This window comes from Citrobacter sp. Ca225, assembly GCF_030337175.1.
GTDB classification, from domain to species: Bacteria; Pseudomonadota; Gammaproteobacteria; order Enterobacterales; family Enterobacteriaceae; genus Citrobacter_A; species Citrobacter_A amalonaticus.
Genome location: NZ_JAOWCD010000065.1, coordinates 1 through 14690, shown reverse-complemented (window position 1 = coordinate 14690; position 14690 = coordinate 1). Strand labels below are relative to the sequence as shown.

Annotated in this window: 13 protein-coding genes; 5 read left to right on the top strand and 8 right to left on the bottom strand. The window is 53.9% G+C overall.

From position 1 onward, the window contains the following. The first annotated feature begins 54 nt into the window (after nucleotides 1-54). From OGW13_RS09400 to OGW13_RS09380, 5 genes are all read left to right on the top strand, one after another. Nucleotides 55-696, top strand: a complete 642-nt coding sequence (locus OGW13_RS09400) for a hydrolase (RefSeq protein WP_043001616.1) — start codon at nucleotides 55-57, stop codon at nucleotides 694-696. A 139-nt stretch (nucleotides 697-835) separates the two neighbouring features. After that, nucleotides 836-1381 carry an antibiotic biosynthesis monooxygenase gene (locus tag OGW13_RS09395; protein ID WP_287115994.1) on the top strand — a complete coding sequence of 182 codons (546 nt, stop codon included), beginning with the start codon at nucleotides 836-838 and terminating at the stop codon, nucleotides 1379-1381. A gap of 21 nt (nucleotides 1382-1402) precedes the next feature. Further along, entirely contained in the window at nucleotides 1403-3271 is a 1869-nt protein-coding gene (locus OGW13_RS09390; RefSeq protein WP_043001614.1) for an amidohydrolase, read from the top strand. 114 nt (nucleotides 3272-3385) lie between these two features. Then, entirely contained in the window at nucleotides 3386-6058 is a 2673-nt protein-coding gene (locus tag OGW13_RS09385; protein WP_287115992.1) for a DUF2339 domain-containing protein, read from the top strand. Beyond that, nucleotides 6055-7449, top strand: a complete 1395-nt coding sequence (locus OGW13_RS09380; RefSeq protein ID WP_287115990.1) for a DUF3999 domain-containing protein — start codon at nucleotides 6055-6057, stop codon at nucleotides 7447-7449. Before OGW13_RS09385 ends, OGW13_RS09380 begins: the two co-directional genes overlap by 4 nt. A 100-nt stretch (nucleotides 7450-7549) precedes the next feature. Here OGW13_RS09380 and fba read toward each other — a convergent pair whose 3' ends face one another. From fba to OGW13_RS09340, 8 genes are all read right to left on the bottom strand, one after another. Further along, on the bottom strand, nucleotides 7550-8410 hold the full coding sequence (gene fba / locus OGW13_RS09375) for a class II fructose-1,6-bisphosphate aldolase (protein WP_043001611.1): 861 nt from the start codon (nucleotides 8408-8410) through the stop codon (nucleotides 7550-7552). A gap of 29 nt (nucleotides 8411-8439) precedes the next feature. Further along, entirely contained in the window at nucleotides 8440-9402 is a 963-nt protein-coding gene (locus OGW13_RS09370) for a carbohydrate kinase family protein (protein WP_043001610.1), read from the bottom strand. Nucleotides 9403-9468: 66 nt separating this feature from the next. Next, nucleotides 9469-10860: a PTS ascorbate transporter subunit IIC gene (gene ulaA, locus OGW13_RS09365; protein WP_044258993.1), complete on the bottom strand. Its 1392-nt coding sequence runs from the start codon at nucleotides 10858-10860 to the stop codon at nucleotides 9469-9471. 20 nt (nucleotides 10861-10880) lie between these two features. Further along, nucleotides 10881-11168 (bottom strand): PTS sugar transporter subunit IIB, encoded by a 288-nt coding sequence (locus OGW13_RS09360; RefSeq protein ID WP_004099415.1) that lies wholly within the window; start codon nucleotides 11166-11168, stop codon nucleotides 10881-10883. Between the two features lie 5 nt (nucleotides 11169-11173). Continuing rightward, nucleotides 11174-11617, bottom strand: a complete 444-nt coding sequence (locus OGW13_RS09355; RefSeq protein WP_044268241.1) for a PTS sugar transporter subunit IIA — start codon at nucleotides 11615-11617, stop codon at nucleotides 11174-11176. 460 nt (nucleotides 11618-12077) lie between these two features. Then, the gene (locus OGW13_RS09350) at nucleotides 12078-12680 is read right to left on the bottom strand and encodes a peroxiredoxin (protein WP_043001608.1); all 603 of its coding nucleotides are present in this window, start codon (nucleotides 12678-12680) and stop codon (nucleotides 12078-12080) included. A 204-nt stretch (nucleotides 12681-12884) separates the two neighbouring features. After that, nucleotides 12885-13466: an ACP phosphodiesterase gene (gene acpH / locus OGW13_RS09345; protein WP_043001607.1), complete on the bottom strand. Its 582-nt coding sequence runs from the start codon at nucleotides 13464-13466 to the stop codon at nucleotides 12885-12887. Between the two features lie 175 nt (nucleotides 13467-13641). Beyond that, nucleotides 13642-14622 (bottom strand): IS5-like element ISEc68 family transposase, encoded by a 981-nt coding sequence (locus tag OGW13_RS09340; RefSeq protein WP_000082736.1) that lies wholly within the window; start codon nucleotides 14620-14622, stop codon nucleotides 13642-13644. Nucleotides 14623-14690: the final 68 nt, after the last annotated feature.

Here is a 14690-nt window from a genome sequence, read left to right as displayed (position 1 = left end):
CTGACGGCGGATACCAGACGTCAATTTCTAACTCATTGATTAAGGAAGTATATTATGTCTATTCGGGAACTGATTAATCCTTCTAACTCGACGCTCATTTTTATTGACCATCAGCCGCAAATGGCATTTGGGGTTGCGAATATTGATCGCCAGACGCTGAAAAATAATACCGTCGCACTGGCGAAAGCAGGCAAAATATTTAATGTGCCGGTCATTTATACTTCAGTCGAAACAAAAAGTTTTAGTGGTTACATCTGGCCTGAGTTACTGGCGGTGCATCCGGATGTGAAACCTATCGAACGTACTTCCATGAACTCCTGGGAAGACGCGGCCTTTGTGAAAGCCGTGGCGGCGACCGGGCGTAAAAAGCTGATTATCTCTGCGCTATGGACTGAAGTGTGCCTGACCTTCCCGGCACTGATGGCGCTGGAAGCCGGTTACGAAGTGTATGTGGTGACGGATACCTCCGGCGGTACCTCTGTTGATGCGCATGAGCGCGCGATCGATCGCATGGTGCAGGCCGGTGCCGTACCGGTGACCTGGCAGCAGGTTCTGCTGGAGTACCAGCGTGACTGGTCGCGCAAAGAGACCTATGACGCGGTGATGGATCTGGTTCGTGAACACAGCGGCGCTTATGGCATGGGCGTGGATTATGCCTACACGATGGTGCATGGCGCACCGGAACGTAAGGCCTGATTCTGAATTAAAAACCAGGAAAATCAATTCATTGATTCTCGGCTGATAACCACAAAGAAGGGAAAACCACCTTTTTCCTTCTTTGTCAGCAGTCTGATGGCGGGGTAACCCGCCATTAACCTTCAGCAAGGAACCCGACATGGCGCAGAATAAACCTGTGACGCTGGTGATTACGCATACTTTGCAGCCCAATCAGGCGGCGCGATATGAACAATGGCTGGGGAAAATTATGCCGGTTGCGGCGGAATTTCCCGGACACCTTGGCGCGAACGTCATTCGCCCGACGGACGGGCACAATCTGTGGAGCATCATCATTCGTTTCGACACGCTCGAGCATCTCTATAACTGGACGCAATCAGATACGCGACGGCTCCTGGTCGAAGAGATCGCTCCGCTGTTGGCGGAAGGCGATAAAACCGAGATCCACACCGAAGCGGCATTCTGGTTTACGCCCCCCGCGCCACACGTCCGTCAACCGCTGCGCTGGAAGCAGTTCCTGATCACTTTGCTGGTTATTTTTCCCAGCACTAATCTGGTGCCGTGGCTGACCGGCATGCTATTGCCGTCGCTGAAGGGAACGCTGTTACTGCATCTGATTAACGATGCCTGTGTGGTTGCGCTGGTGGTCTGGTTGCGGATGCCCATCGTAACCCGTCTGTTTGCCGGCTGGCTAAAAAAAGCCTGATCGGCTTATCAGGAGAACGTTATGTCTCAAACTGCCTCATTGATTCTGACCCACGGAAAAATACATACCCTCGACAGCCATAGCCCGCAGGCGGAAGCCGTGGCGATCAAGGACGGAAAAATTCTCGCCACGGGAACGCACGACCAGGTGATGCGTTTTGCCGCAGACGGTACACAGGTGGTTGATCTGAAAGGTCACACTGTGATTCCGGGGCTTAATGATTCCCACCTGCATCTGATCCGCGGTGGGCTGAATTACAATCTGGAACTGCGCTGGGAAGGAGTACCCTCGCTGGCCGATGCGCTGCGTATGCTGAAAGAACAGGCCGACCGAACGCCTTCGCCACAGTGGGTTCGCGTGGTGGGCGGCTGGAGTGAATTTCAGTTTGCCGAACGCCGGATGCCGACGCTGGAAGAGCTTAACGACGCCGCGCCGGATACTCCCGTTTTCGTGCTGCATCTGTACGATCGTGCACTGTTAAACCGCGCGGCGCTGAAAGCCGTGGGATACACCAAAGCGACACCCGATCCGGCAGGCGGCGAGATCGTCCGTGATGGTAACGGTAACCCTACCGGGATGCTTATCGCCAAACCTAACGCCATGATCCTTTACTCGACGTTGGCGAAAGGGCCAAAACTGCCGCTGGAGATGCAGGTGAACTCCACCCGCCAGTTTATGCGTGAACTGAACCGTCTCGGACTGACCAGCGCCATCGACGCTGGCGGCGGTTTTCAGAACTACCCGGAAGATTACGAGATCATCGAGCAACTGCATGCCAACAATCAGATGACGGTGCGCATTGCCTATAACCTGTTTACGCAGCGACCGAAGCAGGAACTGGAAGACTTTGAGCGCTGGACCGATATGCTCAAGCCGGGCCAGGGGACCGATTTCTACCGTGCGAACGGAGCCGGGGAGATGCTGGTCTTCTCCGCAGCGGATTTCGAAGACTTCCTGCAACCGCGCCCGGATTTACCGCAAGGCATGGAGGATGAACTGGAGCGCGTGGTGCGCCACCTGGTGGAGCACCGCTGGCCGTTCCGTCTGCATGCCACTTACGATGAATCGATCAGCCGGATGCTGGATGTGTTCGAGAAAGTGAACCGTGATATTCCGTTCAATGGCCTGCACTGGTTCTTCGACCACGCCGAGACCATCAGCGAGCGCAATATCGATCGCGTGAAAGCGCTGGGCGGCGGCATTGCGGTACAGCATCGTATGGCCTTCCAGGGCGAATACTTTATCGACCGCTACGGGAAAGAAGCGGTGAAACAGACGCCGCCAGTGGCGAAAATGCTGGCCGCCGAGGTGCCGGTGGGGCTCGGAACGGATGCCACCCGCGTCGCCAGCTATAACCCATGGACGGCGCTGTACTGGCTGGTTTCCGGGCGCACGGTCGGCGGTACGGCGATGTATGACGACAACAACCGTTTACCGCGCGACGTGGCGCTGGAACTGTGGACGGCAGGGAGCGCGTGGTTTTCCAGCGAGCAAGGCAAAAAAGGGCGCATTGTCAAAGATCAACTGGCCGATCTGGTGGTGCTGTCAAAAGACTACTTCAGCGTCACGGAAGAGGAGATCAAAGGTATTGAGTCGGTGATGACGATTGTCGATGGCAAAGTGGTGTATGCCGCCGGACCGTTTACTCCGCTCGCGCCGCCAGCGATCCCGGTCGTCCCGGACTGGTCTCCGGTGGTGAAAGTGCCGGGGCACTATCGCGCGGCGCCGCCAGCCGCCGCGAAAGCAGGCGCCGTGGTGCAGATGCACCAGTGCTGCGGGAGCTGCGGCGTACACGGTCATCAGCATGATATTGCCCGCCAGTCGGGGATCCCGGTGTCTGACGATCGGGCCTTCTGGGGCGCGCTCGGCTGTTCGTGCTTCGCATTTTAACGCGCCAGCCGGATGTGTTGTTAACGGCATATCCGGCATTTTCACCTTCAGAGATAGCGCGAATGCAACAATTTGTGTCAATCTTAGTTGATCCCGTACAGTGAAGGTGAATACATGGACGACCTTTTAATCCTCGGCTGCATCATTTTGTTCTTCGCACTGGTCGTGGTGCCTGTTCTGGCGATTGTCGCCATCAGCCGAAGTTCAACAACGCGTGATGAGCTTGCCCGCTTACGCCGTCGGGTAGAGGAGCTTGAACAACGTGGCGTTGTTGCCCCTGCGATAACACCAGCGGCAGCGGCACCGGTTCAGCCTGCGGAGACGGTTATGGAGCGCGACCCAGACCCGATTCCGGTGGCGGCGCCAGAACCTGAACCTGAACCCAAACCGGCTCACGTCAACCCCTGGCGCTCGTATACGCCGCAGAACACGGCAAGCGCCGAGAAAATCGTCGAAAGAGACGTCCCTGTTGCCGCCGCGCAACCCTCCGCTTTTGGCGGCGTGATGTCATCGCTGGTGCGCTGGTTTATGCAGGGCAATCCGCTGGCTAAGCTGGGGATCCTGCTTCTCTTCCTCGGTCTCTCTTTCCTGTTGCGCTATACGGTCGAGCACTCCCTGTTCCCGCTTGAGCTGCGTCTGGTTGCGGCGGCGCTGTTTGCGATTGTCCTGCTGGCGATAGGCTGGCGTCTGCGGCATAAACAGCCGATCTATGCTCTCATTTTGCAGGGTGGGGCGACAGGTGCGCTCTATCTCACCGTCTTTGGCGCGTTTCGCCTCTGGCAAATGCTGCCGATGACGCTGGCCTTTGTGCTGCTGGTGGTTATCTGCGCAGCAAGCGTAGGACTGGCGATTCTGCAAAAAGCGCTCAGTCTGGCGATGCTGGCAAGCCTCGGTGGCTATCTTGCCCCACTGCTGCTTTCGACGGGAAGCGGTAACTATGTCGCGCTGTTCTCTTTCTATTTGCTGCTTTCTGTCGGCATTCTGGCGATCAGCGCCTGGCAACACTGGCGCGAGCTTAATCTGCTCGGGCTGCTTTTTACCTTTGGCGTTGGCGGCCTCTGGGGGCTGGATGACTATCAGCCAGCGTATTACCTGAACTGCCAATTGTTCCTGATAGCCAACATTCTGCTTTTTGGCGTGCTGAGCGTGGCGCTGTCGCTGCGAGCGCAGACGAAGGGCAAGCAGATTATTGATGGCGTTTTGTTGTTTGCGCCGCCGCTGATCGGTTTTGGCATGCAGTACGCCATTATCCGCCACTGGGAATATGGTCCGGCGCTCAGCGCGTTGGGCTACGGTGGTTTCTATCTGGTGCTGGCCTGGCTGGCATTACGTCGCTACCCGTCGTTGGGCCGACCGCTGGTGCTGGCGGCACTGGCGCTGGGCGGCGCGTTTACCACTCTTGCGATACCGCTGGCGCTGTCGGCGCAGTGGACGGCCATGGCCTGGGCGCTGGAAGGGGTGGGGATCCTGTGGCTGGGAGTACAACAGCAGCAGCGACGCATGAGTTACAGCGGTACCGCACTGCTGGTGCTGGCGTTCGGCAGCGCGCTGTGGGCGCAGGCGAACGGCACCACTGCGCTTTCGCTGATGCTGATCTTTGCCGTCCTTAGCGTTTGCTGGCTGGCAGGGGCGTGGCTGTGGCGCAAGATTCATCTGCGCGGCAGCATGGGACTGCTGGCGGGCGGGGTGATATTCTGGATTGTGGCGCTCGCGGGCGCGGCGCAGTGGCAGTTGACCTCCGATTCGCAGGTGATGGCGGGCGTGCTGGCGCTGATGGCCGTGTCGGTCTGGGGCTGGCGATTTGCCGCCGCACGCCTGACGTGGCAGGCGCTGGATGCCTGCAAATGGTTGCTATGGCCGATGATGCTGGTGGCGCTGCTGTTTCAGATTTCTCAGCAGCAGATTTTTGCCGCAGGCTGGCAGAATCTGGCCTGGTGTCTGGCATTGCCGGCGGCGGTGGCGTTGCTCTGGCGTGATGCTGAGGCGTTGCCGCCGCGTCTTTCCAGGCTGGCGCATCTCTCATTCTTCTGGATGATTCTGTTGGCGCTGGCGGCGGAACTGTTCTGGTTTGCCCGCGACCTGCCGTGGGGCATGGCGGCCTGGGGCAGCGGTGTGGCAATGGCGGCAGGCGGTGCGCTGATTTTCCTCGTCGCAATGGCCGTTCGTCGTCAGTTCTGGCCGTTCCGGGTCTGGCCCGCGCTGTATGCCTGTCAGGCGCTGATTCCCGTCGCGGCGGCATTGGTCGGGCTGTTAGTGCTGACCAATTTGCAGGACGGCGTAGTCTACCGTCAGACCTGGCTACCGCTGCTCAATCCGCTGGAAGAAGGGGCGGCTTTTGCATTACTGGGATTGATCGTGTTTTATCGCGCCTGCCTGCGCTTTTTCCCGGTGCAGGTGTCGGTATGTCGTCCGTGGCCAGTGGTTGCCCTGGTCGCACTTGGCTTCTGGTGGCTGAACGGTATGCTGTTGCGCGCGTTGGCCTGGTATAGCGACGTGGCGTGGAACATGGAAGCGCTGTGGCATTCGCGGCTGATTCAGACCTGTTTTGCGCTGTTCTGGATGCTGGTGGCGCTGGTGGTGATGCTGCGCGCGACTCGCTATCGTTCACGCCGGGAATGGCTGTGCGGGGCGGCATTGTTAGGGATTGTGATTGTGAAACTGATGTTGGTGGACAGCGCGCGTGGCGGCGGCTTGGCGCGTGCGGTTGCGTTTATCGGTGTGGCTATACTGGTGCTCATTGTCGGGTATTTTTCACCGTTACCGCCCAAAGCTGGAGAAGAAAAATGAAATGGATGAAAGCGGTATTATGTAGTGTGCTACTGGGCGTGGCAGGCACCGCCATCGGCAGTGATGACGTGAAGGAGTCACCGAGGGATTACGCGACGGGCGTTATGCTGGAAACGCTCGGCACATCGCCGTGGTATCGCGTGTCGCTCCCGCAGGCGGTGTACCTGGGGACCGCCTGGCCAGATTTGCGCGACGTCCGCGTTTTTAATCATGCGGGGGAGACGGTGCCGTTTACGCTGGTGGCGCAGAAAACCCAACCCGTTACACCGCAAACGGTCACGCTGAGACTCTTCCCACTGGATATGTCGCCCGTCCCGCCGCGTGAGGAGGGGAGACGTAGCGGGGAATCTTTTGTCTTACGCTCGAAGACCGGCATTGAAATTCATCTGGAAAGTGATGACGTTAAAACGGTTGGACAGAGCTATTTACTGATGCTGCCGGAGGAGATGAAAGACGACTTTTTCCTGGAGCAACTGCGTCTGAACTGGGAGACCCCGACGGGCAACTGGCAGGGGAAAGCGTCGGTCTATGCCAGTCGTGATTTACGCTACTGGCGGTCCGTACAGGAAGAGGCGCCGCTGCTGGCGCTGACGCGTGATAACGATCGGCTGAAAATGGATACCATCAGCGCCAGTCTGAGACTTTCTGCCGATGGGAATCGTTATCTGCTGGTGATCCTCGATTCGCAAAGCCCGGCGCTGACGTTAAACAGCGTCACCGCCATTGCCGAAAACAGCGCGCCGGAATCCGCACGAATCGAGATCGGCGCGCAAGAGGAAAAGGTGTCCAATGACGAAGCGATCTGGCGCTGGACACAGCCGCAGCCTCTGACTTCGCTCAGCATCGTTCTGGATGATGAAGGCGTTTTACCGGTAGAGCTGGCTTGGCGTAGCGCTGAAAAAGCGCCCTGGCAGCCACTGACGAAAACCGTGCTTTATCGCCTGAACGGCAAGCGTTCGGAGGATATTCGTCTTTCCGGTGGGCTGGTTGACGCCGTTCGGATGACGACCATTAACGCTCGCTTGCCGGAGAGACTGCCTGCGCTGAGCGGCGCGCGCGACAGCTATCAACTGGTGTTTAATACTCAGGGAAAAGGGCCTTACATGATGGCCTGGGGCAACCGGGCGGCGCAAAAAGCGGATATTGGCCTTGATTTACTGATCCCGGCGTCGCTGCGTAAAACGCAGGAGCTGGACTCTCTGCCACGGGCCACGCCGCAGAATGAGGTCGCCCTCGGCGGCGAGGCGCGACTGACGGCAACATCGGCTGCCGAGCAACAAAGCCAGTGGAAAACGGTGCTGGTGTGGGTGGCGCTGATACTGGGTGTTGCCATTCTGGCGCTAATGGCCTGGCGTATCTGGCGGGAAGTCAAAAAAGATGGGACGCAGTAAGCGATAAAAAGGCTCGCCGTCAGCACGATATCGCCCGCCCCGGCGTTGACCGGCGGCGGGTTTTCCCTGAGATGGCGTCACACGATGAGGCCAAACGTTTCTAATAGCGGTTTTGCGAGCCAAACAGTTCGATGCGCCGCGCAATCATCTCGCGTACCGGTTTTAGCCCCTGATTGATCACTTTCCGCGGGTCATTGACGTCGTGACCGGTATCGGCAGCAAATATCGCTTTCACTTCCTGGCACCAGGCGTACATGTTTTCGGTATTGACGTTAATTTTTGCCGTCCCGCAGGCAATGGCTTTACGCATGTCATCGTCTGCAATACCGGTGCCGCCGTGCAATACCAAGGGGACTTTCACCAACTCGGAAATGGTTTTCATCTCCGTAAACCCTAGTTTAGCTTTGCCTTTATACAGTCCATGGGTTGAACCCAGCGCTGCCGCCAGGCAATCGACCTGGGTTTCTTTGACCAGGGTATAGCACTCCTGTGGGTCGGCGTAGATAACCTCGGAATTGACAATACCATCTTCACTGCCGGCGATGGTGCCCAGCTCAGCCTCAACCGAAATGCCTTTGCTGTGGGCCAGTTCAACCAGATGACGGGTAATGGCCAGGTTCTCGTTAAACGGCAGGTGCGAACCATCAAACATAATAGAACTGAATCCGGCGTCAATAGCCGCTTCGCAGGCTTCACGAGTGGTCCCATGATCCAGGTGCAGTGCGACCGGAATATCAATGTTTAAATAATCCATCGCATTCACCACGATGTCATGAATACATTTTAATCCCAGCATATGTTTAACCGTACCGCCGGAAACGCCTAAAATAACCGGAGAGCGTAGCTGTTGTCCAGTGCTTAATACCGCACCGACCCATTCCAGATTATTAATATTGAATTGTCCTACGGCATAACCGTCCCGTAGGGCATGCTGAAGCATGTCCTTCATAGAAACTAACATAATCACCTCTTGATATTCATTAAAAGCAATTACTCGCCAAAATATTGCTTTAAGTTTCTTTCGTAGCTATTTAACGAGTTGTGGACAACGGCAAGGTCCGGCATAGATTCGCGGACGCCTTTTTTCTCTATGGAAATGGCGGCAGTCAGGCTGGCAAATAAAATGATATTATCAATATGCCATGAATAATGAACGCCGTAAGTAAAGGCACCGTGGAATACATCTCCTGCGCCAGTGGTATCAACGGCATTGCACAGCCAGGCAGGCACAATTTGCAGCATACCATTTTTTAATAGCGCGCAGCCTTTTTCCCCGAGGGTAATAAAGGCTTCCCCACGGCAAATTTTATTTAACTCAATTAGCGCTGCTTTAATTTCCGCTTCGGTACTCAGGGCACGATATCCCATATAGTCACGGGCAAAATGCTCGCTGACCACAAAATAATCGGTCCAGGCCGCTAGTTTAATATTACTGTCACGTAATGAACCGCCGTCCATGACCACCCGTGCCGATGGCAATTTCTTAATTAAATATTCACTGATTTCGGCTTCATGACCATCAATTAATAGCGTTACGGGCTCGTCTGACGCAATCAACCGTTCAGCCAAATCATCAAGCTTGAGCTTCTGGTCATAAGTCAGCGAAGGTGGCGTTTGCATTTTACGGGTAATTATCGTCCGCGACCCCGTTAAGCGGTTTACCAGCACCGATGCCAGCGGTGTGATCATTTCATCAGAGAACACGACCTGACTGGTATCGACGCCCGCCTGGGCAAACTCATCAATAATACGCTGACCGTAAAGGTCCTGGTTCAGATGGCCAATGTAATAAACATCTTCGCCCCATAATCCCAGTAACCACGCCGCATTTGCTGCCGGGCCGCCGCCACTTTCAATAAAGTCATGGCAGAAATTTTTGGTATTTTCCTGCGGCCATTCGTTCAAAAAGAAAAACTGATCAAAACATGAAAACCCGATGGACAAGATAGCCATAACAACTCCTGATTATTTTGTCAGCTGCGGGAAGACATCCCTTCCCGCAGGGAAAAATGAAACGGCTTATTCATTTTTCTTATCCGCAGTGAGCTCCTCATAGCTGAGCGTGTCACCGACTACGCGAACCGAACGGAAGCAGAATGGCACCAGCAGCGCGACGATAAGCGCCAGACAAATCAGGTAGATAGTGATCTGACCAAACTGGGTGAAGGCGTTACCGATAATAATTCCCCACACTGCGAAATCAAAGTCAGCGAAGGTGCTGTTTTCAAAGCCCAGGTTCCCCAATGCCGGAAGCAGCATGGCTGGCAGGAAAGCAAGGAATATGCCGCCGATAAAGGAGGCGATGATGCAGCCGCGTTTACCGCCAAGCTTGTCGGCGAATACCCCGGAAGTCCCGCCACAGAAGAAGTGCGGTACCATGCCCGGAATAATCAGCGCCATTCCCAGTCCGCCCAACATGAGCATACCGACCAGACCGCCAACAAATGAGCTGATAAAGCCTACGACGACTGCCGTTGGGCTGAAGGTGAAGAAGACCGCACAGTCAACAGCAGGGATCGAGTCAGGAATCAGCTTCTGGCTAATCCCCTGGAATGCCGGAACCAGATCGCCGAGGATCAGCCGCACGCCGTTGTAGACGATGGCGACGCCAACCGCAAACTGCAGACCGGTAAGAATAGAGAAGATCAACATGTTCTGATCCGTTATCGTACGGAGATATTCAGTGCCAGCGACGGCGCTGCATACAAAGTAGATAATGAACATCACAATCCCGGTTGTGACCGTGGTATCGCGCAGAAAACCCCACTTTTCTGAGATTTCAGTATCGGCGAATGAGTTTGCCGGGTTACCGGTTTTGGTGGCGATCCAGGCTGAGATGTAATAGCCCAGGGAGCCAAAGTGTCCCATCGCGATACCGCCGTCTTCGGTCACCTGTTTGGTATAACGCTGGCCGATTGCCGGAGAAATGGCCGACCATGAGCCGAGCAAGAATCCGCCAATTAAAACCAACATCCAGCCGCGGAATTCCGCGGCCTGGAGAACCGCCGAAAACAGGCACGCCAGAAAGAACGAGTGGTGGCCGGTCAGAAAGATATATTTGTACTTGGTACAGCGAGCAATAATGAGGTTAAAAATAAAACCTAACAGCAAAATACTCATGGTTTCCACACCCAGCACCTTCTGTGCGACGGAAACAATGGCCTCGTTGTTAGGGATTACGCCGCGAATATTAAATCCGGCTTCGATAATTCCACCAAGCGGGTTCAGGTTGGCAACGATAACGCCAGCACCTGCGCTTAACATTAAATACCCTAAAATAGGTTTTAAGGTACCGGTGAGCAATTTATTCCCAGGAGAGCGTAGCGCCACTAAGCCGACAAAGGCGATAATCCCCATCAGGAATGCGGGTTGGCTAAATATTTCTGATAAGAAACTAAGAATAGCCTGCATGATCGTTCCCTCAATAATGATTAAGAGTGAGTCGCAGCAATTTTGGTAAGTGCTTCGGTAATATCTTCAGCAATTTTCGCTTTATGCACGTAGCTGCGAATAATGGCGACGTTACAATGCGCAGGAAACTGGTTTGCCAGCTCTTTAATCGTGACATAAAGATCGGCTTTTTCTCCTACAGCGTTAGCGAAATCAACGGAAGCAACGTCGGCTTTGATGCCTAATTCATCACATATTTTTTTGACATTATTCGCAGCCATTAATGAACTGCCAATACCGTTACCACAAACCGTTCTGATAACTAACATAATGACTACTCCATTTGTTTTTGGATGAAATGTAATACTGAATGAATGTCATTTTCCTGCTGAAGAAAGGTCACGATATCGGACTCAATCAATGAGGCGATCAGCTGGATCATTTTTATATGACTATCGGCATCCGCGCCTGCAATGGCGATGATGACGTTAACCGGATCAAATTCCTCATGGCCAAAGGCAATTGGTTGTTGACTGGTGACTAAAGAAAATCCGGTCAGCAATGCGCCTTTTTCTGGCCGGGCATGGGGCATCGCCAGGCCATAGTCGATAACAATAGCGGAGCCGAAATCCCGGTAGACCTTAACCATTTCACTGACATATTCCGGGCGACAAATATTTTGTCGGACCAGTAACGAGCCAGCCAGTTCGATAGCCTGCTCGGGGCTGGAAATATTCTGCTTAAGCGTAATCAGTCCAGGGTTAAAAATAATGTCCATCATCCGATCCTTAATGCGTTCATATTCCTGAACATGATCATGGCCAAATATAGCAACAAAAATTATGGGACAGATCACATATGGATTTTTAAATGTTGAAGCCGATCACATCAGGGGAATGTTGGCGTTATTTTGTCGACAAACGTTTTATTTTTTATTTTGTTTTATATCAATGCGTTAGAGTTTACCTTTTTGGCGTGGAAGAAATGGAAAGGAAAGATAAGCAGTCAAATGTCTGAATTTAAAATGAAGAAATGCGATTTTTATCACAAATAATGGGGCGTTTTTTTCACAAAGTTTGAACGAGTTGGCAAAAATCAGGCTCGAGGGCGATCCTACTCATTGATGACATCAATATTTGTATGGCGATGCGTTAAAAAGGTGTTGCGTGATGGTAGGGCCAGGCGGTCAGAAACAAAAAAGACTCGCCGTGGCGAGCCTTTTCGTTAATTCATGCCGATTACAGGCTGGAGACGTTTTCGGTCAGGTATTTTGCAACGCCGTCCGGAGAGGCGTTCATACCTTCTTTGCCTTTTTCCCACTGTGCCGGGCAAACTTCACCGTGCTCTTCGTGGAACTGCAGCGCGTCAACCATACGCAGCATTTCGTCGATGTTACGACCCAGCGGCAGGTCGTTAACCACCTGGTGGCGAACCACGCCATTTGCGTCGATCAGGAAAGAACCACGCAGCGCAACGCCCGCTTCCGGATGTTCGATGCCATAGGCTTTCTGGATTTCACGCTTAACGTCAGCAACCATTGCGTATTTCACTGCACCGATGCCGCCTTTGTCGACAGGGGTGTTACGCCATGCGTTGTGGACGAATTCAGAGTCAAAAGAAACGCCAACCACTTCAACGCCGCGCTTCTGGAATTCTTCATAACGTTTGTCGAACGCGATCAGTTCAGACGGGCAAACGAAGGTGAAATCCATTGGCCAGAAGAACAGAACGGTCGTTTTGCCGTTGGTGTGCTGTTTGAAATTGAAGTTCTCAACAATCTCACCGCTACCGAGTACCGCAGCTGCTGTGAAATCCGGAGCCTGACGAGTCACCAGTACCATATTATTCTCCTGCAAAGTTAAGGGTTTTTGGAACGCAACGCGGGCCAGTATAGAAGGTGAAGGCGAATAAGACAAAGAGGCACTGGCAATCGTTCAGTGAGCTTTTACCTATCAATATTCTCAGGGGATCCGGTAAGCGAAAGCGCCACCGGGCAAATCGCCGGGAGGGGGCTTTGCCTTATCCGGTCGACTGAACTACGGGTATCAGAGCGTTTTCTGCCTGGCTTGTTCCATCATGCGTGGATAAAACCGCCAGAAGCGCGCTTCCAGGGCATCATAATGGTTGTCCAGGTCATACCAGGAATCGCGAAGCGCATCCAGACGCGGTCGGCGACTCGCCATTCCGTTCAACACATTCTGAATAAAATCCATATCGCGATAACGCTCCAGCCACTTTTCCGACCACAGATAGTTGTTCAGATTGACAAAACGCGGCGGCGAATCGGGCAGAATAACCGACACCTGCTGATGGGCATAGCGCACGAACGCCGGTAGAGGCATGTCCGGGGACAGCTGTGACCAGTGGCGCGACAGGAAATGATCCCACATCACGTCGAGCGTGATCGGCGCAACACGGCGCGTTTCTGGGCGAAACCACGTTTTGGCCTCCGTTACCTCGGGCAGGTTATCGGTTAGCACATCGATGCGGCGATGCATAAAAATACCGTCGACAACCTCCGGGCAATAGTCCTCTGCGGGGTTGCCGCGCACAAAATCGGCCAGCAAATTGCCGGAAAGAGAGCTGTCAGCGAGATGAGCGAGATGCAGATGAGCGAGAAAATTCATGCGTTTTATTTTTCCAGAAGCGGCTAGGGAAGTTGCGATTAAGTGGTCCGCAGCTCCCGATATGACGCCCCAAACCGTCCTTTATCGACGTCCTGTGGCTCAATTTTCCAATTTTCAGCCCAAAATCGTCTCTTCGTGGCTGATTTTGGCCCTGTTTCAGGCTAATTTCCTCATTTCAGGTAGATCTCGCCTGTGCCCGTATCAATTGGTCAACTCGAACCAGGTTCGCCAGGGTGAATAACATCGCCAGTTGACTGTCATTTTTAGCCAGCCCCTTGTACCTGGCTTTGACGAAACCAAACTGACATTTTACTATCCGAAATGGATGCTCAACCTTCGCTCGGATACTCGCTTTCAGGTATTCGTAACGGATGGCCAGCTTGTTCTTGCGCGGGTGTTGCTTCAATGCATTCACTTTGCCGGGACGCTTGGCGATAAGCCAGTCTGCGCTGACATCGCTGAGCTCATCGCGCTTTTCGGCCCCCTGATAACCAGCATCGGCTGAGATAAATTCTTCATCGCCATGCAGTAACTTGCCAACCTGATTGAGGTCGTGCTCGTTAGCCGCCGTGGTCACCAGACTGTGGGTCAGGCCACTTTTGGCGTCCACGCCAATGTGCGCTTTCATGCCGAAGTACCACTGGTTACCTTTCTTGGTCTGGTGCATGTCTTCATCACGGCTGTTGTGTTTGTTTTTGGTAGAGCTGGGGGCTTGAATGATGGTGGCATCCACCAAGGTGCCCTGGGTCATTAGAACGCCACACTCTGCTAGCCAGTGATTAACGGTACTGAAGATTTTGCGGGCCAGTTCATGCTGCTCCAGCAAATGCCGGAAATTCATGATGGTAGTGCGGTCTGGAATGGCTTTATCCAGTGACAGGCGAGCAAATTGGCGCATGGAGGCGATTTCATAGAGGGCATCTTCCATGGCCTCATCGCTCAGGTTGTACCATTGCTGCATGCAGTGAATACGCAGCATGGTTTCCAGCGGATAGGGCCTGCGACCATTACCGGCCTTGGGATACACAGGCTCGATAACGCCAAGTAATTTGTCCCAGGGAAGCAAGTCATCCATTCTGCCAAGGAAAACTTCTTTGCGGGTCTGGCGGCGTTTACTGGAAAACTCACTGTCGGCAAAAGTCAGTTGCTGGCTCATCCGGTTACTCATTCTGGGTTCAGGTTACAACACGATGATCTCACATCTCGGACTTATTCGCACCTTCC